The sequence below is a fragment of the Micromonospora sp. LOL_024 genome (assembly GCF_048060415.1).
Taxonomy (GTDB): Bacteria; Actinomycetota; Actinomycetes; order Mycobacteriales; family Micromonosporaceae; genus Micromonospora.
The window spans coordinates 224066-244794 of sequence record NZ_JBHMIS010000001.1 but is presented as its reverse complement, the minus strand read 5'-3'; the positions used below and the strand labels follow the sequence as shown (position 1 = coordinate 244794).

Here is a 20729-nt window from a genome sequence, read left to right as displayed (position 1 = left end):
CGGCAGCCCGACTCACGACTGCCTCCGCGACCCGACATGCCGGTCGATGACCGAGGACAGACGGGACAACTGCCGGGGCCGCTGCTTCGGTTCCGCACCCACCCGAAACTGCGGGATCCACGGTATCCGGTACACGGGGGAGATCGACCGCAGCAGCCGGATCCGGGCGAGCAGCGGCTGGGGGAGCCGGCCCGGGACGTCGGCGATCAACACCACGCCGATCAGCCGCATGTCGACCGGATGACGTCCCTCCCGCATGGCGTTCAGCGCGCGGGAGACCGCCCGCAGCCCGTCCAGGTTCGTCCGCCCGACCACCATGACCTGAGCGGGCTCGGCGAGAGCCGGATCCGGCCAGCGGCAACCGATGTCGCTGCCGCCCAGCAGCCGGGCGAGCGTGGTCGCGCCGGCACCGCCGTGGGCACCGATCCACCCGATGCCGTCGGCGGAGAGACTGTCGCGTCGCCATGCCGGACCACCGTCGTACGCCGGCACGCCGGGCAGCCCACCACGCTGCGCCGGGCCGACCGTCGGCGGGCCCGGCCGTGGTGGCGCCACGGAACTCCTGCCCATCTCGCCTCCTTCCTGCTCGCCCACCGCGGTAACCAGCCGAACCGCCCGGCAGTGGGTGACGGCCGCTCTACGGCGCAGCCCACCGCTCGGTTCACGGTCTGTTCGGAGTTTTTGGTTCGGCAGTGAAACGATCCGCTCGGCGAACCCGGCGGCGTCACGCTCGTAGAACCGGTGCAGCCGAACCCGGAGGAGACCAATGCGACCACCACGTGCCCGCCCACCCGAAGCCCCACGCAGGCGGCCGAACCCGCGAGACCGCACGCAGCAGCACCCGACCGAGCCTCCCGTGGAGGTCGCGAGGGCCGCAGCGCTGAGCAGCGTCCGCCGCGAGCCGCGCGCGGATACCGCCGCGACGTCCACCACCGATGAGATCCAGTGGATGCGGCAGCCGCCGACCCGGGCGACGGAAACACCAGACGCCGAACCTGTTCGCGCCTGGGCTCGCGCCAACCAGGCCCGCAGCCTGGCGGCCAAGGAACATCTCGACGAACGGGCCACCCCGGCCGCGCACCCCGCAGCGGGTAAGGAACACCGCGAGCGGCACTGGACCGCCGCTGATCACTCTCGTTGGCGGCGACTCGCCCTGGCCGCCCCGGAGACTCCCCGATTCGCCTCGGCGGCCCGACTCACCAGCGTGCGCAGCGTCCGCCCGGTCAGCCGGCCAGGAGCACTTCCGCCGGCCGCCGCCGGCCGCCGCCGCCCGGCACGTGCCCGCTGACGCCCTTCCGGTCCAGCGCAAGCCCCGGATGCCGGAGTGTCAGCATCCGGGGCGCAAGGGTAGGGCAGTTGCGGACGCGCCGTACGGCGTCGACCAACGGCCACGCCACGTAAGGTCCCCTGCCCCGCCACCACGGTGCGCGCAGGGCCCAAGATTCTGATCTATTTGGCGCGCTTCTTGCCCTTGTCCTTACTCGACTTGGCCTCGGAGCTCGGCAGTGCGTGCCGGGACGACTCTCCGTGCCGGGACGACCCTCCGTGCCGGGACGACCCTCCACGCTGCGACGAGGACTCCGCAGACCGGGACGAGCGGCCCATGTTGGCTGGGAGAGTATGTGCTGAACGCAGTTGAGCCGATCCCGCCGAGTATATTCTTTCCATACCCGATGCGTGAGACTCAAGTTGAGCCGTTCTTTCGTTTACCATCCGACGGTATTCCTTACCCATAGCCTTTAGGAACGAGGGCTTGGTTCCCCATTTAACGACCTGAATTCCCGCTTGCGCCACATCGATCGCAAATCTCGCCTGATCCGCGCTTTGACCAGGAGTGTTCGCAATGTCGAGGCCCGATCGAGCAATCGACAGCCCCATGCCCACGACATGGGCCGTCACATAGACCGGATTTTTCCACTCACCCGAATGCAAACCATTGTATAGTCCAAGTGCCGCAGTAGCGAAGTTGGTTGTAGTGTTGGTCACATCGATAGCGATATCAACCCCACTATTATTTCCTGCATAGTCGTTAACCTGGGAGGCGAAGGCGGTGGCAGTTGTTACGACATTGCTAGCATCCTCGAGCCAAGAGTTCGCATCTTTGTTCTCTGAATAAAGAAACGAGTTGATAACCTGCCTCAGACTGGCACCATCTACTTGTCCCCGCTCTTGCTGCGCCTCAAGATCGTAAGATTCCATTGACCCACCTTTCGATCAAAGCGATTCCTCGCCGCATTGACGTGCAGGTGGGCGCTCGCCGCCCCTCGACCCCGCGGAAGATCTCTCTGCCGAAGTCGTCTGCTCACGCCACCCTTGGCCGCGATGACGGACGGGGCACCGTCCCGGTTCACCCGTCCGACGATTTTCCTGCCTGGCCCGATAGCGACGACGAGGACGGGCTCACCCGGCACCCGGGCGGCCGGTGCCGAGGCGAACGTGCCGCGCAGGGCGAGGAGTGGCCACGGACCCGTCGACCGGGCCGGGCAGGTCGAGGCGAGTTCAGCCGGTCAGTCAGGTGACGCCGGGGTCCGGGCGATCGGCGCGGTGACGATCGCGGAGCCGTCGACCAGCCCGACGGTGATGAACGCCAACTCGTCGACGGGTAGGGCGGTCTCGCCGGCCACCTCCTGCGGCCCGGACGAGGCGGTCCAGTCGCGTACCACGTGGGTGGCGCCGTCGCGGGTCACCGCGAACAGGCGGTAACGGATGCCCTGCCGCAGGCCGGTGGCGGTGATCCGGATGGTGGCACTCTCTGCGTCGCCGACGGTGATGGCGACGGAAAGGCTGGCACCGCCGGGCGCCTCCCCCGAGGCGGTCAGCACCGGGGGAGGGCCTGCGGCCCATTCGTTGACCGCGACCACCCCGCCGGCCAACACCAGGACGACCGCCATCGCGCCGACCCACAGGGCCCGGCGCCGGCGCCGCGAACCAGCCGTCGACGGCGGACGCGCGCCGGACGGACGTCGACCGGCCGAGCGGTTGCCGGTCGGGCGGACCGATGCGGCGTCCACGTCTCCTGCGTCGCGCCTGCGCGTTGCGGCCACACCACAAGCCCCCGGGACACGCTCGGGATCGTCGCTAAGATCGCGCCTCGGGCCACCGTCACCGGACGCCGCGTCGGGGGCGTCCTCCCGTGCTGGTTCATCGGACACCGACAACACCGGCTTCTCGACGACAGGTGACGCCGGCGTCGGCAGCTCAGCGACCGGTGACTCGGGGAGCAGCGCCTCGGGTATGGGAGTTGACCAGTCCGCCTCACCCAGCCCGGTGAGCCCGCCGATGGCGGGACCGATCGTGGCTGCCTCGCCGAGGCAGTGCCAGCAACCGGCAAGATGATCTTCAAATGCCTCGCGCCCAGCATCGTCCAAGGCCCCCAGCAGGTAGAGAGTCAGTCTCTCCCGCTCGGCCATGGCGTGATCCCCGCCTGCGCGCATCCAGCCCTCTCCTCAACGGGTCGGCACCACGCGGTGTTCGCTGATCTGGGCCCGATGCCGGCTAGGACATCAGAACGATTCGGTAGGACCGATCGCGGCGTGCAGTGCGCGCACCGCGTAGAAGGCCCTGGACTTCACCGTACCCTCGGGTATCCCCAGACGCACCGCCGCCTCGGCGACTGAGGCGCCCCGGTAGTACATCTCCCGGAGCACCTCACGGTGCTCCGTGCTGATCTTCGTCAGCGCGAGCCGGACCGCGTGTACATTCACCACCCGATCCATCTCGTCATCCGTGTCAGGCACCCGGTTGAGATCGGGCAGGCTGACCTCCGGCGGCCGCGCCTGCCGGGCCCGCATCGCGTCGATCGCCACATGTCGGGCGACCGTGTAGAGCCACGGCGCGATCTTCGACCGGTCAGCGGCGAGTGTCTCCGCGTGCCGCCACGCGCGCAGGAAGGTCTCCTGCACCAGGTCCTCGGCAAGCTCCTGCTGCCCGAGTAACAGGCGGGTGAGAAAGCGGTGCAGGGGACGGCGGTACTCCTCAACGACCTGATTCAGCAGCGTCGCGGCGGCGGACGGCTCGACGACGGCACTGTCCGAGAGACACGGTCCAACCGACTCGTTGGGCACCCCCGACACAGACCGCCTCCCTGACGGACGGATCGCACCCTGCCGTCCGGGTGGACGCTACACGCCCTCACCCCGACGGCCCTGGGCGGTAGCATAGCCCGACCGTGGCGGGGGCGCAGATCGCAGACGGACGCTGGATCCGCCGGCCGTGTCACCTTCGCATCGGCGGCCACCGCAGTGCGCCGGAGGGTGCTGGTCAGGGCCATATAACTCCTTTGTGGACGATCAGGCGTACGCTCACGTGGCTGCCGATCGGGGCCGCGCACCAACCGAATGACGGCCACACGACCCACTCGGTTCACCACTCGCCCGAGGTTCTCAAGAAAATCGCGCCGGATCTGAACGCCGGGTCGCGGCAATCCGTCACGACAGTGTCGCCGCCGAAAGGGATGGCCCGTGACAACCGACCTCACACCACACAAGTTCACCATCGGCCCCACGCCGCGCAAGCTGCTGGCGGCCGTACTGGCCGCACTGGCCGTGCTGGCCGCCGTACTCGCGACCATCAACTGGAGCGTCGCCTCTGCCCAGGACGACACAGTGGTCGGCGATCCGGTGAGCCAGAAGCAGATGACGGCCATCACCGCCGCCGCCCGCTCCTGCCCCATCCTCGACCCGGCGAAGATCGCCGGTCAGTTGATGGCCGAATCGGGCCTCAACAACAAGGCATCCCAGACCGCGTCCGGTGGCAAGGGCATCGCCGGCCTCGATGACGAGGACTGGAAGGCGTGGAAGCCGTGGCCGAACGCCGTCCGATCGGACATCTCGGCGAGCGTTCTGGCACTGGCCCACCAGATGTGCGACCTCAGCGGTCAACTTCGTCTGGCCGGCGTCACCGGGGACGCGTGGCGCCTCTCGGTAGCCGCCTTCCACAGTGGCCTGCCCAGGGTCACCGAGGCGAAAGGGGTGCCTGCCGGTGCGGTCGAGTACATCGACCTGGTCAGTGGCTACGCCGGGTACTACGGCAGACTGAAGCAGTTCGGAGGCTCCGGCGAGCCCACGCCCACCGCCCCACCAGCCAACGAGGCCAAGGGGGTGCCCACCGAATACGTCCCCCTCGTCGTCGCGGCCGGATCGGTCTGCGAACAGGTGACCCCACCGATGGTCGCCGCCCAACTGATGGCACTTTCCGGCTTCGACGCCAACCTGTTGGGCGCGAACGGGCAGCGGGGCGTCGCGCAGTTCCTTCCCGACGTCTGGCAGGCGTACGGGCCGGAGGGTGGCTCGGCCTGGGACCCTGCGGCAGCGGTTCCAGCCGTGGGGGACACGATGTGTGCTCTGGTCACCGAACTGTCCGGCCTGGACGGTGACCCGTACCTGTTGGCGCTGGCCGCCTACCGCAACGGCCCGACCAGCGTGCGGCAGACCGGCGGCACGCTCGACCAGTCGACCGAGACGTTCCTTCGCGCGGTGAAGGCCCTCAACGACCTCTACGTGCTCGACTCCCGGCTCAGCAAGCCCACGCCGGCCGAACCGGCACCGACGACCACGGCTCCCGAGCCGCAGGAAAGCGAGTCGGCCGATCCGCCGAGCACTGCGCCGGCCCCGCCCACCGTCGAGCCGAAACCGCCGGTCAGAGAGCCGAAACCGACCACCGCGGCGCCCACCCGGAGCACCGCCGAGCCGAAGCCGGTCCGGCCGGCCGGACTGAAGCAGATCTTCCATCCGCACACCGGCAAGTGCGTCAGCTCCGGCAGCACCGGCGACGGGACTCGGCTGTTGTTGAAGACCTGCCGAGAGGAACCATCCCAGTGGTGGGACTTCCGAAACGACGGCACGATCCGATCCCGTGACCTCTGCATGGACGTCGCCTGGGCCGCCTCGGCGGACGGCACCTCGATCCAGGTGGCCTACTGCAGTGGCAACCCGGCCCAGTACTGGCAGTTCAACAACCAGGGCGGCATCATCAGCAAGCTCAACGGAAAGTCGGTCGACGTCAACATGCACGTGGACGGCGACAAGCCGTTGGAACTGTGGATCTACGTCGGCAACACGGAGCAGACCTGGCGCAAGCGGTAGCGGCAGCAGCAGGACTCCGACGAAGCGGGGTACGGGCCTTCGCCCGTACCCCGCTTGCCGTAACTCATCGAAGACCGGTCAGCCGTAGGCCCGGCGGCGACGCAGTTGCAGCGCCAGGAAGGCACCGCCTCCGATGAGCGCCAGTCCCAGGAGGACGAGCGCACCCATCGCACCGCCGCCACCGTCATCACTGTCCGTCCCTGCCCCGACGGGACGCTCGGCCTCGATCGGCCGGGCGACCGAGGCCGCCGGGTTGATCATTCCGGAGCCGTACCTGTCGAGGGCGCCACCGCCCAGTGCGTCGGCGGTGCCGAGAATCCGTTGCTCGACCTGGACGGCGTTCAACTCCGGGAATGCCGCCCGGACGAGCGCTGCCTGACCGGCGACGAAGGCGACGGCGAAACGGGTACCCGTGTAGCTCAGCGGGCCCGCTTTCCCCGGTCCTACGCCCGTCACGTCCGCCCCGGGAGCCACCACCTCCACAGCATCCGGCTGGTACTCCTCGACTAGCTGGTCGTCGGCACCGACCCCGCCGACCAGCAGCAGCGAGCCGGAGGCGTTGGAGTCCCCAGCTGCCGGAAGCGTGACCGGCTTCGTCGGCGCGCCGGCCACCACGAGCACGTCGTGGCTGAGTGCGGTGGTCAGCGAAGCGACGACCTCCGGAGCGGACAGGTCCACGTGCGAGCCGAGAGCCACCACCGAAGCACCGGCACTCACCGCCACCTCGATGGCGTTCGCCGCGTCCGTGGCCCGACTCTTGCCCGACGCTCCCACCATCCGCACCGGCAGGATCGTGGCGTCCGGTGCGAGACCGGCCGGTGTCCGGTCGGCGCTGGCGGTCGCGGCGACGATGCTCGCCATCGCGGTGCCGGTCCCGTGGCAGTCGGTGTCGCCGCGCCCGTTCCCGACGGTGACGTCGGCACCTACCGCGATGCGGCCACTGAGCTGGTCGAGCTTGCCGTCCACCCCTGAATCGATCACCGCCACCATGACGCCGTTGCCACGGCTGATGTCCCAGGCGCCGTCGGCCGCCATCCGCAGCTGTGCCCAGTCCGAGCGGCTGCTCGACGCGGCGACGGCCGTGCAGCCGGCCGTGCTCCTCGTCCCCGTCGGAGACGGTTTGGCGCTCCGACTCGGACTGGGACTGGGACCGGGACCGGGACTGCGGCTCACCGACGGCTTCGCGGTCCTGGTGGGCTCTGGACTCTTGGTCGGTGTGGCGCCGCCGGACGGCACCTGCCCGTAGTCGACTCCCTCGCCGGCCGCGTCCCACGGCAACACCAGGTACCAACCACGGTTGAGCCGGGCCGGGTCGGTGAGGCTTGCCCCATCCGGTTGTACGCGCCCGGCGTTAAGGTTGTAGATCTCCGCAGATCGCTCGCCGCTACCGAGGAACCGGTTCGCGATCTCGGCGAGGTTCTCCGGCTGCCCCTGGTACGTCGCAGCGACAACGTAATACTTGACGTAGGCCTGCGGGTCCGGCGGAGCCTTCTGGGCCGCCGACGTACCGGCCATCGCCACGACCAGGCAGCAGGCAACCGCCACGCCCGTGATCAGGCGTCCCACGTTCGCCAGCACTGATCTGTCCTCCTTCAGTAGCCCACGGCCGAACGACCCGGCCGACACCCTCTACAGCGGATCAGCGCCGGATCCGTTCAATCCGATCGGCAGAAACCTTCGCATCCAGTGAACCGGTGTCCGATGATTCTCGTCGTGAAGACATGGGCCGCCGCACGCGGCCCGGGCCTGGCGGCGACTCGTCGAGCCGAACGGACGGTGGTGAGCGCGTGTACGCCATAACGAGCACGACGGCCGCGGGCGTCGACCAGCCGCCAGCCACGCGCCGCTTCGACCCCCGCCGGCACCGCCGGGTCACCGGGCTGTTCGACCTCTGGTTGGAGCCCGGCATCCACGGTGGACTGGTGGTACCGGACAAGCCCGATCGGCCGCTGACCGCCTCGGCCATAACCGATCTGGTCAGGCGTTCCGGCGAGACCGCGATCGACGTGCGGATCCTGACCCAGGACGGCACCCGGCACGCGGAGCTGTTCAGCGAGGTCGCTGGACTGCTCGCCCACGACGTACTGGTGAGCCCTGACGGGGCGGTGATCCGGCACCACGACCGGCACACCGGCAGTGGTCCGCTGCACGCCGTGCCGCTGGATCGGACCACCCGCCAGGTCCGGGACTGGATCGCCATCCAGCCGCCCGAGCTGGCGACCCCCCTGCCCGGCTGGTTCACCCTGGACCAGGGGCTGGTTCGGCCCCGCACCGGCGTTGTCGGCCTACCCCTGCAGGGCGGGGTCGTCCTGGCAACCCGGGCCGACTTCGTCACCCGGCGAGCCACCGCACACCGGCTCAACACGGCCTCCGACGGGTTGGTCACCATCGCGGTCACCGCCCGATCCGGCGGCTTCCTGGTCGGCGACTACGGCGGCACCCAACGGGTGTGCGCCGGCGACCAACTCGCCGCACTGCTGGGCGACCTTCCGCTCTACGGCAGCGAACTGCGGCTCTGGCTCACCTGGCCGTCCGATCCGGACGAGCAGCAGCGGCTCGGCGTCCAGGCGCAGGAGCTGGCGGAGACGACCGGTGCCACCGTCTGGACACCACCACCAGGTGGCAGCGCGGAACTGGTGGACGGGCGGCAGGACCTACGTGCGATCGACCAGGCGGGAAGGCCAGGCGAGTGGCATGCTTTCCGGCCCCGGACCGCCCTGGGCCCACCCGCACTCCGGGCGACACCGACCGGCCTGCTCGTGCCGGTCTACACCGGGCTGGTCCGCCTGTCCGGCAGTGTTCCGTCCGCGCCGGACACGGGCCCCGAGCAGAGAGACCAGTCGACACCTGGCGAGTCGCCGGAGACAGAACCGTCACCGCCCGACGTTCCGGTGCTGCCGCTTCCCCGTCCCCCGCTGACCACCGAGAAAAGCCGGTCGGCGTACGGTCCGAGATGGCTGTCGGCGGCACAACAGGTCAACGCAGAGCAGTTCGAGGCATTCGTCAACGCGCCGGTAGGCGCCCGGCCGATCGGCGACGGCCTGCCCGGCGCCGAACTCTTCCTGCTCGCGTTCCTGGACCCGAGATCGGTGCCCGATGGCAGCCGACTGCTACGGGTACGGGTGGAGCCGGGAGGTGCGATCCCGATGGGAGTACTCCGGGCCGCCCTGCCCGCACGCCTTCAGCACCTACGTGGCCTCCGCGAGGCGTACCTCCTGCCGGCCGCGCGCCTGGACCGGACCTTCGCTGTGGACACCTTCGCCGTGGACCACACCGGTCGCCTGACGCCGAACGGCGACCGCGAGGGCGAACCACTGACGATCCGCTGCACCTCCCGGGCCCGCACCCTCGCCGGCCTGCCCAACGAGGTGCGACGATGGCCGACCTTCGGCACCCGCCGGGCGTACGCCCTCCTGCCGGCGGACCGCCTCCGGCTGCCGCGCGTCTGGCTTCGTCTGCACCGGCGCCGGCCGCCGGTCCAGCCGGGACGGCTGCTGCTGGAGCTTTCGGTGCCGAGGGGACGTGCGATCGACGTGATGTCGACCGCCGATTTGCTCGCCCCACTCACCCGGGTCCGGTCCCAGGCCGAACCGCTGCGCGCCGCGCAGGTGGAGCTGATCCTGAGCAGCCGCTCCTACCCACGGGTACGGGTACGCGGCGCCTACCGCGCCGAGGCGGATGCCTGGCAGCGCGTACCCCGGCTGCCGAAGGGGCCGCTGCCGTCCGTACTGTCTCAGCTTCAGTCCCCCGCGCCGAGCTGAGCTGTCCACCGGCCGTTCGGGACCGGACCGATCACCACGGGTATGCAGCGACCACCCGTGGCCGCGGCGAGCCCTCGAATCCCGGTGCCTTTCGGCAGGCCCGCGGTGACGATGACATACCGGTCGGCATCCATCTCGCCCGGCTCGGGAAGCCCGTCCAGACGATGGCAGTCGTCGAGGCCCTCGGCGCCGAGTGCGTCACCGACGACGCCGACGCCGACGCCGCCCGCGCGCAACTGCCGGGCGTAGGCAGCAGCCAGCCGGCGGCATTCGTCGAGGTCACCAACCAGAGTGAACACGTCGGGTGCCCGACCGAGGTCGACCTGTAGTCGCCACGCCCCCCGGCGTCCGAGCACCAGCGGTACGGCTGCGACGGGCGCCGTCTCGCCCTCGGCGAGCCAGGCGTAGGCGGGCGTACTGGGACCAGTGGTGACACCGATCAGACGGACCACGATCGGACCGGCCTCGGTGCGCACTTCGGCCCGGACGTACGGCACGTCACCGTCGGCCGGCAGCGTCGGCCGGGACAGGTCCGCGACGACCACCTGCTCACCGTCTTGCGCCGAACCAGCCGGTACCACCGATGCCGGCCGCGAGAGTGGCACCGGGGGCGGCGGCGCACCGCCGATCGGTAACGCGCCGTCCAAGGGAGGCCAGTCGGGTGGAGGCGGCCCGACGGGCACCGGTGCTCCGGGTTCTCCTGACGGCTGCGGCGTGGGAGCCGGTGACACCGGGTCGGGCGGCACCGGGTCGGGCGGGGCCACCGGTGGGGTGATGCTGGCGACGAGGGCGTCGAGTTCTGCTGGCGTCGGCGTGTGATGCCGCTCCGGCGGCCACGGCCCGTCATCGAGGGTGACCGACCGCATCTGACGCCTCCTTCGGGGCAGCATCAGGACAGCACCGACAGCGAGGAGCACGGCGAGCGTGCCCGCGCCGATCCGGATCAGGTTGGGGTCGAGGCGCGGCTGCCCGGACTCCTTCGGAGGCGCGGCAACGACCGGCGACGCAGCCGTCGAAGGCAACTGCTCCGCGTTCGGGGCTGACCGCGTCGTGACCCCCGGCGAGGGTGATGGTGCCGCCGCGCTCTGGGACGCTTGCGCCGTGCTTTTGGACGGTTCGGGCGTCGGCGGCCCGATCGCCGGAAGCGCACCGGTCCGCACTCCCGGCCCGTCGGCGTTGCGGGGCAGCACCAGGATCCAACCCGGACCCAACTCGACGCCGTCGGTGAAGATCGCACCGTCCGGCTGCCTGCGGCCCCGATTGAGATCGATGATCTCGCGGAAGCGATTCCCGTTACCCAAGGTGACGAGAGAGATGCTGTACAGATACTCTCGCTGGCCGTTGACCGGTCGTCCGACCACGTAGTACTTACCGGTCTCGTCAGGTGCCGCAGTGGCCGGAGCGGCCGCGGCGGCCGGAGCGAACGGCACGACGACAATCGCCAGCAGCAGCGGTAACGCCCACCAGACCCTCGCCGTCGGTCGGCCGCGCCGTGACTCCATCCGTATCCTCTCGCTCCCGGTCGGTTCATCGCACCACGTGGCCAGCCGCCGCCATCCGGCGGCCGGCCCACGGAGAACTCAGCCTCGGACAGCCCGCCAGACCTGATTCTCCTGGCCGGGGTTGCACTCCCAGATCTGCAAGGGTGCTCCGTTGTCAGCGTTCCAGTCACGTACGTCGAGGCACTTGCCGGAGTGCGGATTGCGCACCATGCCGTCCTCGGCGACCCAGATCTGCGCCGGCCCGCCGTTGCAGTCCGCGAGCTGCACCTTCGTTCCGTTGTCCTGCGCCGCCCAGGCGACATCCATGCACCTGTCGAGCGCCGTCAGGGAGCCGTTCGGACCGCGCGTGAACTGCTGCGCCGGGCTGCCGTTGCACTGCCAGAGCTGCAACTGCACGCCGTCGGCCGAGATACCGCCCGGCACGTCGACGCACTTGTCCGCGTACCCGCGCAGGCCGAACGCGGCGGAGTCCGGGGCGTGGCCCTGCTGGGCGGGCGGCGCGGCCGAGGCACCACCGTTGCGGAACGTGACCGTGAAGTCGGCGCAGCCGGGGCAGTTGAAGACGGTCTCGTTGCCCGGCTCCTTGTCATGGGTCGACCACAGGTAGGCCCGCGGGCCGAAGGGCCGCAGTGCTGCGGTGTAGGCGCTCTCCGCGTCCCGGTCAGGGTTGACGCAGTTGATCCGGTCGCCGTTCTGCGGATCATGCGTAGCGTGTGCCTCGGGACAGGCGGCGAGCATCTGCCCACCCGAGCAGTCCGACCTGACGCAGCTTCCGGCGACGGCCGGATTCGGTGCCCCGGGTGCCTCGATCGTGATCGTCGTCGACAGCGCGTCGACATAGCTGACGTTGTACCAGGGCGCCGCAGGGCTGTTCTGGTCGAAGTTGAACTCGGCCAGGCTGACCGGTTCCGCGCCTCTCTCGCAGTGGTCCAGGTGGGGACCGCAGTCGCCCACGAGGCACTTGAACGTGCTGCCGGGGTCTCCGCTGCACCGCTGCCGGGCAAAGAACCTGCCGCGCCAGTGACCCGGCTGGCCGCCGTCCGGAATCACGATGCTCTTCGACTCACCCGGCCGCAGGACAGGCATGCCGGTGATCCTGAGCGAGCCGTCCCCACTCTCGCCCGCGCCGACCCACAACGTCTCGCCGGTGGCGTTGACGAAGGTCACCCGCTCACCGGCGACGGCGTCGGAGCTGCTCGACATCACCACGATCAGCCCGGCAGCGAGCACCGCCACGACGACCAGAGCGGCTTTTGTGCTCGTCCACGCCCGGCGGATCGAGAGCGAGCCCGTACCCAGAGTCATTGGTCCTCCACTGGCCTGACTGGCGGACGCAACGGGTCCGCGCACGATTGCGGCACGCGCATGACGGCGCAGGACCGCCGCTGGTTCACCCACCACCGGCACGGTTTCGAAAACGAAGCGGGTGCGGGTCCTCACCGCGCGGGAGAGCGTCCGTCCCACCCGCGACGGACGCTTCACCGTGGGGCGCGAGGGATATCCAGTGAACAGACGTGATGTCACACAGACAAAAAATGGCTGTGTGACATCACGCTCGCGGCCACAGGCGCTTCTCCATCCCAAGAAGCCCGCAAGAAGCCCGCGAATCGAGCGTCACGGCGTTCAGGTACCGCCGGTCAACCCGCCCACCGTGATGGGTTGGCCAAGCGAACGGCGGGCCAGCAGGGTGGCGCCGGCCACCGCCGCCGGCATCAGCAGCACCGCGCCGAGCGGGATGAGGAAGCAGACGAAGACCGCCACCCCGAAGCCGAGCGTGGTGGCGCGGTCCACCTTCAGTGCCGCCCGGCGGTCCGGCAGTCGTTTGCCCCGCCGATAGAAGGGTGAGCCCACCAGTTCCACGGCGAGCAGCCAACCGCCGACGGCCGCGCCGATCACCGGTACCACGGTCTGGCCGATCAGCGGGATGAAGCCGGCGGCGAACAGCGGGACGCCGAAGAGCGCCGCGAATGCCACCAGGCGGAGCGAATCGGTGGCGCTGCGCCCCAGCGACGGCCAGAACGGCACCTCGACGGTGTCCGGCGCGCCGCCGTACCGCTGCTCCACCCGCTCGGAGATCTTCTCGTAGAAGGGGTCACCGATGACCAGGGTGACGGCGGTGAAGGTGAGCACCGCGAGCAGACCGCCGAGGCCGAGAAAGGCCAGCGCGGCGATCACCCGAACCAGGCTGCGCGCCGTGGCCGGCCAGCCGTCGGCGTACGGGGTCACCGCGACGGCCAGGTCGTCCACGAAGAACACCAGGACGGCGTACGCGGCCAGGAAGATCGCCCCGGAGATGAGGGCCGGCACGACACCGAGCAGCATCAGTCCGGGGCTGCGTACGTACAGGCCGATGCCTCGCAGCAGCAGTGCGGCCCCGCCGGCGAAGCGACGGGCGGCACCCACGGCGGTGCCGGGAATTTCGGATGCGTTCACGCCGACGAGCTTAGGGCCTGGCCGCCCATCAACCAGTTGACGGAACGGTCGGGTCAACCGGTGCCGGGTAGTTCACCGCCGGCTGGTCGATGCGCCGCCGGCCCGCCGTCGCGCCCCTGAAGAGTTACCCGGAACACCGACGTTGAAGGGCGACGCCATGGCGGTCATCGAGGTGACCAACCTGTACAAGCGCTACGGCGAGACCGTGGCGGTGGACGACGTGTCGTTCAGCGTCGCAGCCGGCGAGATCTTCGGGGTGCTCGGCCCGAACGGTGCCGGAAGAACCACCACTGTGGAGTGCGTCGCCGGGCTGCGGGTGCCGGACAGGGGCGGGGTGTCGGTCCTCGGACTCGGCCCCCGCCGGGACGCCGCCCGACTCCGCCAACTGGTGGGCGCGCAACTTGAGGAAAGCCAGCTACCCGACCGGCTGCGGGTCACGGAGGCGCTGGAGTTGTACGCCTCGTTCTACCGTGACCCGGCCGACCCGGCCCGGCTGATCGACGAGTTGGGGCTCGGCGCCAAGCGCAACACCCGGTACGACAAGCTTTCCGGCGGCCAGAAGCAGAGACTGTCCATCGCGCTGGCACTGGTCGGCAACCCGAAGATCGCGATCCTGGACGAGCTGACCACCGGGTTGGACCCGCAGGCCCGCCGGGACACCTGGGGCCTGATCGAACGGGTCCGCGACAGCGGGGTGACGATCGTGCTGGTCACAGACTTCATGGAGGAGGCCGAGCGGCTCGCCGTGATCGACCAGGGGCGGGTGGTGGCGCTGGACAGCCCGGCCGGGCTGGTCTCTGCAGTGGCACCGGAGCAGCGGATCCGGTTCCGGCCGTCCGCGCCGATGGACGACCGGCTGCTCACCGAACTGCCGCAGGTGACCGCCGTGACCCGCAGTGGCGCCCAGGTGGTGGTCACCGGCACCGACGACATGCTGCACGCGGTCACCTCGGTGGCCACCTACCGCGAGCGCGGCATCCTACGCCGGCTCGCGACCACCCCGGCCAGCCCACTGGCGCTGCTCGCCGCCCAACTCGTGCTGGCCCTCGTGGGCATCCTGGCCAGCGCGGTGCTGCTCGCCGTGGTCGCCCGGCTGGCGTTCGGCACACCATTGCCGCAGCATCCGCTCGGATTCGCGGCTGCCCTGATCCTGGGCGCGGCGGCGCTGCTCGCGGTGGGCCTGCTGGTCGCGGCGGTCGCTCCGACGGCCAAGGCGGCACAGGCGCTGACCGTACCCGTATTCATGGTCATCATGTTCTTCGGTGGGGTTTACCTGCCCAGGTTCCTGCTGCCCGACTTCCTGGCCGAGATCGGCGCGTACACCCCACCCGGTGTACAGGCGCTGCTCGATGCCTGGACCGGCACCGCCCCGCAGCCGTTGCACCTGGGGATAATGGCGGTCATCGCGGTAGCGGCCGGCGCCGGCACGGCGAAGCTGTTCCGCTGGGAGTGAGCGCATGGCGAGAAGGGGCGGGATGACCAGCAGCGGGGGCGACCCGACGACCGGCCGCGACGACGCGATGCCCGGCGACGACGACCGGCTGGCCAACTGGCGGGCACGGGAGGCACGTTTCCACCGGGTGCTGCCCTACGGCGGGCTGCTCGTGGGGTCCCTGCTGGCCGCCTTCGCGCCGGCACCCGGCGGCCTGCCGATGCCGCCCACCCTGGTCATCGCCGCGACGTCCGCCTGCTGGATCACCTGGTTCGTCACCCTGCACCCGGCCTGGCGGGGACAGCACCGGGCGATGGCGGTCTACTACGTGGGGCTGCTCACCTTCGCCGCCCTCCTGGTGGCCGCGAGCCCGTGGTACGGCTTCTTCGCCTGGGTCGGGTTCCTGCACGCCTTCCTCGTGCTGAACGGGCGGTGGCGGTTCGCCGGGATGGCGGCCACTGCCGTGCTGGTCGCCACCGCGCAGGGCGGCGGCCTGACGGCCTCGTAATCGAACTGGCCGCTGTGGCTGGCATTGATGCTGGTCAATCTGGTCCTGGCCGGCGCGGTCAGCTGGTTCGACCTCATCGGCGAGCAGCAGCACGCCAAACGCAAGCAGTTCATGGCGGAGCTCGGCGCCGCCAACTGCCAGCTCGCCGAGGCTGCCGCTTCCCGGGGCGGTGTCACCCTTTCGTACATGTCGGATGTGGTCACGTTAAACGTCCGCGACGACGGGGCGGGCCTCGACGCCACCGGCGGGGCGGCAGCGCCGAACCCGGACGGCGGCTACGGGCTGACAGCCATGCGGCAGCGGGTCACCCGGGTCGGCGGCCAGCTGGCCGTGGAGTCCGAGCCGGGCGGCGGCACCGCGATCTCGGCCTCGGTACCAGCCCTGCCCGGCGGTGCCGGTTGACCAGCCCGGTACGCCTGCTGATAGTCGACGACCATCCGGTGGTCCGCGACGGGCTACGCGGCATGTTCACCGGCGACCCCGGGTTCGAGGTGGTCGGCGAGACGGCGGACGGCACCGAGGCGTTGGCCCTGACCGCGACGCTGCGGCCCGACGTGGTCCTGATGGACCTGCGGATGCCCGGCATGGACGGGGTCACCGCGATCGGCCGGCTGGTGCGCTCAGGCAGCCCGGCGAAGGTACTGGTGCTGACCACGTACGACACCGATGCCGACGTGCTGCCGGCGATCGAGGCCGGCGCCACCGGCTACCTGCTCAAGGACGCGCCCCGGGAGGAACTGGTCCGGGCGGTACGATCCGCCGCACGAAGCGAGTCGGTGCTAGCGCCCAGCGTGGCCGGCAGGCTGATGGGCCGCCTACGGGACCCGGGGCCGGCCGAGGGGCCGCTCAGCCAACGCGAGCTGGAGGTGCTGACGATGGTGGCGCGCGGCTCGTCGAACCGGGAGGCAGCCGCCCGGCTGTTCATCAGCGAAGCCACGGTCAAGACGCACCTGCTGCACGTCTACGCCAAGCTCGGAGTCAACGACCGGGCCGCAGCGGTGGCCGTCGCGTACGACCGGGGGTTGCTCACTCCCGGCGGGCGGTGAGCGTGGGTGCGGGCGTCACGCTTGATCTCGTTGCTGTTGTTGTTGCAGGCCCGTGAGGTGCTGACGGCCGCGGAGCTGGCGCGGGAGTTGGAGGTCTCCGAGCGGACGATCTACCGGGATGTGCTGGCGCTGTCCTCCGCCGGGGTGCCGGTCTACGCCGACCGGGGTCGGACCGGCGGCTACCGGCTGCTCGGCGGCTACCGGACCAGGTTGACCGGGATGAGCCGGGACGAGGCCGAGGCGCTGTTCCTCGCCGGGCTGCCCGGCCCGGCCGGCGACATGGGGCTGGCCGAGCTGGCCGGCGCGGTCTGGCGGGACCAGGTGATCACCCTCCGTTACCGGCGCGGGGAGCGTGACGTCACCCGGCGGACCCACCCCTACGGCCTGGTACTCAAGAGCGGCATATGGTACCTGATCGGCCGGGTGGGTGACGACATCCGCACCTACCGGGTGGACCGGGTCAGCGCCGTCGAGCCACACGAGGAGACCTTCGACCGGGAGCCGGGCTTCGACCTGGCCGGGCACTGGCGGGCGCACGCCGAAGCGTTCCTGCGGAGCATGCTGCGGGCCGAGGTGACAATCCGGTTGAGCCCCGCCGGCCTGCGCCGGCTCCGACACCTGACCGAGATCCCGTTCGGGTGCGCGGAGGCGATCGCCGCCGCCTCCGGACCCGACGGGCAGGGCTGGGTTACGACCCGCCTGCCCGTCGAGTCCGCCGAGGTGGCGTACACCCAGCTGCTCGGGTTGGGCCCGGAGGTGGAGGTGCTCGACCCACCGGAGCTGCGGGCGCTGATGACCGAGGCGACGGCGCGGGCCGCCGCGCTCTACACCGACGCCGACGGCGAACGGCAGCTGGAGACGGTCAGCGGTAGCCGGTGACGTCGGCGGGCTTGCCGGCGTCGACCACCTCGGTGATGTAGCGGTACGCATCCGGCTGACTGCCGTCCACGTCAGTGAAGCCGTACACCGTGGCGAGGTCGCCCGCCGAGACCGACTGGCCGCTCCACCGGCTCCGGTCGCTGTCGGCGGCGAGCGCGGCGACCGCCCGCCCGACGAACGCCGGGGTTTCCGAGATGAGGAAGTGCGGGTCCGTGGCCGCGCCGTCGCGCCAGTTCTCCTCGGTGACGCCGAAGTGTTCCAACATCGCCTCCGACCGCAGCCACCCGGGGCTGAGCGCGACGGCCGTGCCGCCATACGGTTTCAGCTCGTGTGCCCAGCTGAAGGCGAGCCGGTTGACCGAGGTCTTGGCCAGGTCGTAGAAGACCGATAGCCGGTAGTTCCCCTCGTTGTACGCCTTCGTGCCGTCGCCGATCTCCACCACCAGACCACCGGGGTGGCGGATCAGCAGCGGCAGGGCGAAGTGGCTGGTGATCACGTGGGTGTCGACGGCCAGCCGCAGCATACGGAAGCCGGCATCCAGCGGTTGTTCCCAGACCGGCTTCTCCCAGGTGATCAGAGGGTCGGCGCCCCACACGTCGTTGATCAGCACGTCGAGCCGGCCCTGCTCGGCGTCGATCCGCGCCACCAGCGCCCGCACCTCGTCCGGCACCAGATGGTCGACCCGGACGGCGATCCCGGTGCCGCCCGCGGCGGTCACCAACTCGGCGGTCTCCTCGATGGTTTCCGGCCGGTCCAGCTCGGAGCGGCCGGCGCGGCTGCTGCGGCCGGTGGCGTAGACCGTGGCACCGGCGGCGCCGAGCTGGACGGCGATCTGCCGGCCGGCGCCCCGGGTTGCCCCGGCGACCAGCGCCACCCTTCCGGTAAGCGATTTCGTCATGACGCCCACGCTGCCAGAGATACCTGACAATCGAGGTCAGGTATCTCTGGCCCACCCGACGATCCAGACTGCCGACTCGCCGACCCTGGTGTGACGCACGTCACAGCGCAGGCTACCCGTTGAGGAAGTCGGAGATCCGCCCGCGCAGGTCGGCGCGTTCGGTCCACAGGACACCAGGCCGGGCGTACCGGTGCAGGGTCGCCCGGGGCAGCGCGGCAGCGAGTTGCTCTGCCACCCGCACCGGGTGCAGGTCGTCGCCTTCGGCTGCGATGACCAACGCCGGTACGGTCACCTTCGCGAGCGCACCGACGTCGGGCAGCGGCGCCTGGTCCGGCAGGTCCGCCAGCCCGGCGGCGAGCCCGTCGCGCAGCAGGTGATCCAGCCGCTGGCGAAGGTACGCCCAGCCGGCCGGGGTGTTGCGGACAGCCGGCGGCATCTCGGTCGATACGACCTCGGCCACCGCAGCGGCGTCCCCGCTCTCCACCGCCGCAACCAGCTCGCCAAGCCGGGCCCGGGCGACCGGCCCCCGCGGCCGGTCGAGGGCGGCGGGCAGGAAGAAGACGAGCCGGTCGAAGCGCTCCGGACTCTCCACCAGCAGGCGACCCAGGGCACCCGCGCCGAGACTCGCCCCGAAGGCCCGGGTCGCGCCGCCGAGATCGGCGACCGCCCGCAGGTCGCGGGCAAGGTCCAGATAGCTCCATGGACCGTCGGGCGCGTCGGAGCGGCCATGGCCCCGGAACTGGAAGAAAATCTTGCGTCCGGTGACACCGCTGCCGAAGGGCCGGGTGGTGGCGATGCCGTTGCCCAGGCCGTGGGCGAACACGGTGACCGGATCACCGGTGCCGGTGACCAGTCGCTCCAGGCGTACGCCGTGCGGGGTGGTGACCAGCTCGGTCTCCGGCTCGGGTAGCGGTGGCCGGCCGGTGCGCGGCCCGCCCGGGCCGGGACCGCAGGTCCGCGGTCCGCCGTCTGGCGGTGGGGGCCAGCGAAAAGCTCTCACCACGACCCTCTGTTGTCGCCGAGGTCGCGCAGACCGACGCGGACGTCGAGCAGGTAGATGAGAGAGGCCGCGACACCGATCAGTCCGAAGATGCTGAGGGTGGAGCGGGTGAGCAGGGTCAACAGGAGGGTGACCGCAAGGATCGCGATCCAGCCGCCCTTCGGCAGGGTGCCGATTGCGGGAAAGGCGTCGGAGCGCTGCGTGATGGCGTGCACGAGCGCCACCCCCTGCACGATCAGCGCGAAGACGAAGAGGATCAGTTCGATCACGGTGCGGACGTCGAAGACGAAGATCGGCGCGGCGTTGGCCATGAGGGCAAGCTTATGCCGGCGACCCCGGATCCGTGGCGACAGGACGGCCCGGGGGCGCCGACAGTCGCGTCACTCGCCGGCCGGCCGGCTCCGCTTGGCGCCCCGGGGCAGCTTCGCCGACGGGGTAGCGGGCTGCTTGACGGCGGGCTGGCGGGTCGTCATCTTGGACCGGGTGGACTTCTTTGCGGCGGCCGGCTTGGCCTCCGCGATCTCGGCCACCTCGGCCGGGCTCGGCACCTCGGCCGGCTTGTCCTGCGTGGCCCCGGCGCTCCCGGCGGCCGGCTGGGTCTCCTTGACCGACGTGGCGGCGGTCGGCGCCGGCCCGGCGGCGGGCTCCGCCGTGGCCTCGGTGGCCTCGATGTCGGTGTTCACCGTCTCGGCGACTTCCAGGACACCCGCGCCGACGACCCGCTCCCCGCGCGTGACCAGCGCGCCGTAGACGGCCAGCGCCCGTTCCTGGGCGACGTGCGCACCTGCCACGACCGCGGCGGCGTTCCGGGTGGCCAGGTCCCGCAGCCGCTCCAGGTCGGTGGCCTGGCGAAGCTGGTTGAGGTCGGTGGCCCCGCGGAGCTTTGCCAGGTCGGTGTGCTCGCGCAGCCGGCTGAGATCGGCGGCCGGGGCGGCCTTCTGCCGCAACGACTCGGCGGCCTGGTTCGCGTTGCGCAGCGTGTCGTTGGCCCTCTGGCGCAGCTCGAACCCGGTCACGACGGCCTTACCGCCCAGGTCGGTGACGACCCTGCCGCCGTCGGCGACGACTCGATCACGCAGGTCACCGACCACCGTGGGCAGTTTGCGCAGTTGCTCCAGGGCCAGCTCACCGGCGCCGGCGGCGGCGTAGATCGGGGCAGGAATGCGATTGGTCTTCGGCTGGGTCAT

The 20729-nt window shown here is 70.7% G+C and carries 20 protein-coding genes; 8 read left to right on the top strand and 12 right to left on the bottom strand.

All coding sequences use genetic code 11. The features are described 5' to 3' along the window. Positions 1 to 12: 12 nt before the first annotated feature. Positions 13 to 570, bottom strand: coding sequence for a DUF6668 family protein (locus tag ACFHWY_RS01150; protein WP_416578184.1), 558 nt, complete (start codon positions 568 to 570; stop codon positions 13 to 15). A 286-nt stretch (positions 571 to 856) separates the two neighbouring features. Between ACFHWY_RS01150 and ACFHWY_RS01145 the strand changes: the two genes are divergently transcribed. Next, positions 857 to 1288, top strand: coding sequence for a hypothetical protein (locus tag ACFHWY_RS01145; RefSeq protein ID WP_416578183.1), 432 nt, complete (start codon positions 857 to 859; stop codon positions 1286 to 1288). 161 nt (positions 1289 to 1449) lie between these two features. Here the strand turns inward: ACFHWY_RS01145 and ACFHWY_RS01140 are convergent, their stop codons facing one another. The 3 genes from ACFHWY_RS01140 to ACFHWY_RS01130 all read right to left on the bottom strand — a co-directional run bounded on the left by ACFHWY_RS01140 (position 1450) and on the right by ACFHWY_RS01130 (position 4073). Beyond that, positions 1450 to 2199: a hypothetical protein gene (locus ACFHWY_RS01140; protein WP_416578182.1), complete on the bottom strand. Its 750-nt coding sequence runs from the start codon at positions 2197 to 2199 to the stop codon at positions 1450 to 1452. Positions 2200 to 2507: 308 nt separating this feature from the next. After that, positions 2508 to 3434 (bottom strand): zf-HC2 domain-containing protein, encoded by a 927-nt coding sequence (locus ACFHWY_RS01135; protein WP_416578181.1) that lies wholly within the window; start codon positions 3432 to 3434, stop codon positions 2508 to 2510. Positions 3435 to 3503: 69 nt separating this feature from the next. Then, positions 3504 to 4073 (bottom strand): sigma-70 family RNA polymerase sigma factor, encoded by a 570-nt coding sequence (locus ACFHWY_RS01130; protein WP_416578180.1) that lies wholly within the window; start codon positions 4071 to 4073, stop codon positions 3504 to 3506. A gap of 387 nt (positions 4074 to 4460) precedes the next feature. Between ACFHWY_RS01130 and ACFHWY_RS01125 the strand changes: the two genes are divergently transcribed. Next, positions 4461 to 6083, top strand: a complete 1623-nt coding sequence (locus ACFHWY_RS01125) for a ricin-type beta-trefoil lectin domain protein (RefSeq protein WP_416578179.1) — start codon at positions 4461 to 4463, stop codon at positions 6081 to 6083. A gap of 78 nt (positions 6084 to 6161) precedes the next feature. Here ACFHWY_RS01125 and ACFHWY_RS01120 read toward each other — a convergent pair whose 3' ends face one another. Then, positions 6162 to 7661: a S8 family serine peptidase gene (locus ACFHWY_RS01120; protein WP_416578178.1), complete on the bottom strand. Its 1500-nt coding sequence runs from the start codon at positions 7659 to 7661 to the stop codon at positions 6162 to 6164. A gap of 209 nt (positions 7662 to 7870) precedes the next feature. Between ACFHWY_RS01120 and ACFHWY_RS01115 the strand changes: the two genes are divergently transcribed. Continuing rightward, positions 7871 to 9844 carry a hypothetical protein gene (locus tag ACFHWY_RS01115; RefSeq protein ID WP_416578177.1) on the top strand — a complete coding sequence of 658 codons (1974 nt, stop codon included), beginning with the start codon at positions 7871 to 7873 and terminating at the stop codon, positions 9842 to 9844. Here ACFHWY_RS01115 and ACFHWY_RS01110 read toward each other — a convergent pair. From ACFHWY_RS01110 to ACFHWY_RS01100, 3 genes are all read right to left on the bottom strand, one after another. After that, positions 9823 to 11346 (bottom strand): hypothetical protein, encoded by a 1524-nt coding sequence (locus ACFHWY_RS01110; RefSeq protein WP_416578176.1) that lies wholly within the window; start codon positions 11344 to 11346, stop codon positions 9823 to 9825. The genes ACFHWY_RS01115 and ACFHWY_RS01110 overlap by 22 nt on opposite strands. A 78-nt stretch (positions 11347 to 11424) precedes the next feature. Next, positions 11425 to 12651, bottom strand: coding sequence for a ricin-type beta-trefoil lectin domain protein (locus tag ACFHWY_RS01105; protein ID WP_416578175.1), 1227 nt, complete (start codon positions 12649 to 12651; stop codon positions 11425 to 11427). A 318-nt stretch (positions 12652 to 12969) separates the two neighbouring features. After that, complete coding sequence (locus ACFHWY_RS01100; RefSeq protein ID WP_416578174.1) at positions 12970 to 13779, bottom strand: EI24 domain-containing protein; 810 nt, start codon at positions 13777 to 13779, stop codon at positions 12970 to 12972. A gap of 157 nt (positions 13780 to 13936) precedes the next feature. On the opposite strand from ACFHWY_RS01100, the gene ACFHWY_RS01095 reads away from it, so the two are divergent. The 5 genes from ACFHWY_RS01095 to ACFHWY_RS01075 are packed head-to-tail and all read left to right on the top strand — an operon-like array spanning position 13937 to position 17644. Next, the gene (locus ACFHWY_RS01095; RefSeq protein ID WP_416578173.1) at positions 13937 to 15232 is read left to right on the top strand and encodes an ATP-binding cassette domain-containing protein; all 1296 of its coding nucleotides are present in this window, start codon (positions 13937 to 13939) and stop codon (positions 15230 to 15232) included. Positions 15233 to 15254: 22 nt separating this feature from the next. After that, a complete protein-coding gene (locus tag ACFHWY_RS01090; protein WP_416578172.1) occupies positions 15255 to 15719 on the top strand; it encodes a hypothetical protein in 465 nt (154 codons plus the stop codon). Between the two features lie 27 nt (positions 15720 to 15746). Further along, the gene (locus tag ACFHWY_RS01085) at positions 15747 to 16121 is read left to right on the top strand and encodes an ATP-binding protein (RefSeq protein ID WP_416578171.1); all 375 of its coding nucleotides are present in this window, start codon (positions 15747 to 15749) and stop codon (positions 16119 to 16121) included. After that, entirely contained in the window at positions 16118 to 16765 is a 648-nt protein-coding gene (locus ACFHWY_RS01080; RefSeq protein WP_416578170.1) for a response regulator, read from the top strand. Before ACFHWY_RS01085 ends, ACFHWY_RS01080 begins: the two co-directional genes overlap by 4 nt. A gap of 6 nt (positions 16766 to 16771) precedes the next feature. Next, positions 16772 to 17644 carry a helix-turn-helix transcriptional regulator gene (locus ACFHWY_RS01075; protein ID WP_416578169.1) on the top strand — a complete coding sequence of 291 codons (873 nt, stop codon included), beginning with the start codon at positions 16772 to 16774 and terminating at the stop codon, positions 17642 to 17644. On the opposite strand, the gene ACFHWY_RS01070 is transcribed toward ACFHWY_RS01075, so the two are convergent. From ACFHWY_RS01070 to ACFHWY_RS01055, 4 genes are all read right to left on the bottom strand, one after another. Next, positions 17628 to 18542, bottom strand: coding sequence for an SDR family oxidoreductase (locus ACFHWY_RS01070; RefSeq protein WP_416578168.1), 915 nt, complete (start codon positions 18540 to 18542; stop codon positions 17628 to 17630). The genes ACFHWY_RS01075 and ACFHWY_RS01070 overlap by 17 nt on opposite strands. A gap of 112 nt (positions 18543 to 18654) precedes the next feature. Then, entirely contained in the window at positions 18655 to 19542 is an 888-nt protein-coding gene (locus ACFHWY_RS01065; RefSeq protein WP_416578646.1) for an alpha/beta fold hydrolase, read from the bottom strand. After that, a complete protein-coding gene (locus ACFHWY_RS01060) occupies positions 19539 to 19853 on the bottom strand; it encodes a DUF2516 family protein (protein WP_416578167.1) in 315 nt (104 codons plus the stop codon). The genes ACFHWY_RS01065 and ACFHWY_RS01060 overlap by 4 nt, the downstream gene beginning before the upstream one ends. 69 nt (positions 19854 to 19922) lie before the next feature. Then, complete coding sequence (locus ACFHWY_RS01055; protein WP_416578166.1) at positions 19923 to 20729, bottom strand: hypothetical protein; 807 nt, start codon at positions 20727 to 20729, stop codon at positions 19923 to 19925.

Bases quoted from the DNA above. Each gene is read 5' to 3' on its own strand.
- ACFHWY_RS01150 (WP_416578184.1), bottom strand. From the start codon at position 570: ATGGGCAGGAGTTCCGTGGCGCCACCACGGCCGGGCCCGCCGACGGTC.
- ACFHWY_RS01140 (WP_416578182.1), bottom strand. From the start codon at position 2,199: ATGGAATCTTACGATCTTGAGGCGCAGCAAGAGCGGGGACAAGTAGAT.
- ACFHWY_RS01135 (WP_416578181.1), bottom strand. From the start codon at position 3,434: ATGCGCGCAGGCGGGGATCACGCCATGGCCGAGCGGGAGAGACTGACT.
- ACFHWY_RS01110 (WP_416578176.1), bottom strand. From the start codon at position 11,346: ATGGAGTCACGGCGCGGCCGACCGACGGCGAGGGTCTGGTGGGCGTTA.
- ACFHWY_RS01105 (WP_416578175.1), bottom strand. From the start codon at position 12,651: ATGACTCTGGGTACGGGCTCGCTCTCGATCCGCCGGGCGTGGACGAGC.
- ACFHWY_RS01095 (WP_416578173.1), top strand. From the start codon at position 13,937: ATGGCGGTCATCGAGGTGACCAACCTGTACAAGCGCTACGGCGAGACC.
- ACFHWY_RS01090 (WP_416578172.1), top strand. From the start codon at position 15,255: ATGACCAGCAGCGGGGGCGACCCGACGACCGGCCGCGACGACGCGATG.
- ACFHWY_RS01085 (WP_416578171.1), top strand. From the start codon at position 15,747: ATGCTGGTCAATCTGGTCCTGGCCGGCGCGGTCAGCTGGTTCGACCTC.
- ACFHWY_RS01070 (WP_416578168.1), bottom strand. From the start codon at position 18,542: ATGACGAAATCGCTTACCGGAAGGGTGGCGCTGGTCGCCGGGGCAACC.
- ACFHWY_RS01060 (WP_416578167.1), bottom strand. From the start codon at position 19,853: ATGGCCAACGCCGCGCCGATCTTCGTCTTCGACGTCCGCACCGTGATC.
- ACFHWY_RS01055 (WP_416578166.1), bottom strand. From the start codon at position 20,729: ATGACCCAGCCGAAGACCAATCGCATTCCTGCCCCGATCTACGCCGCC.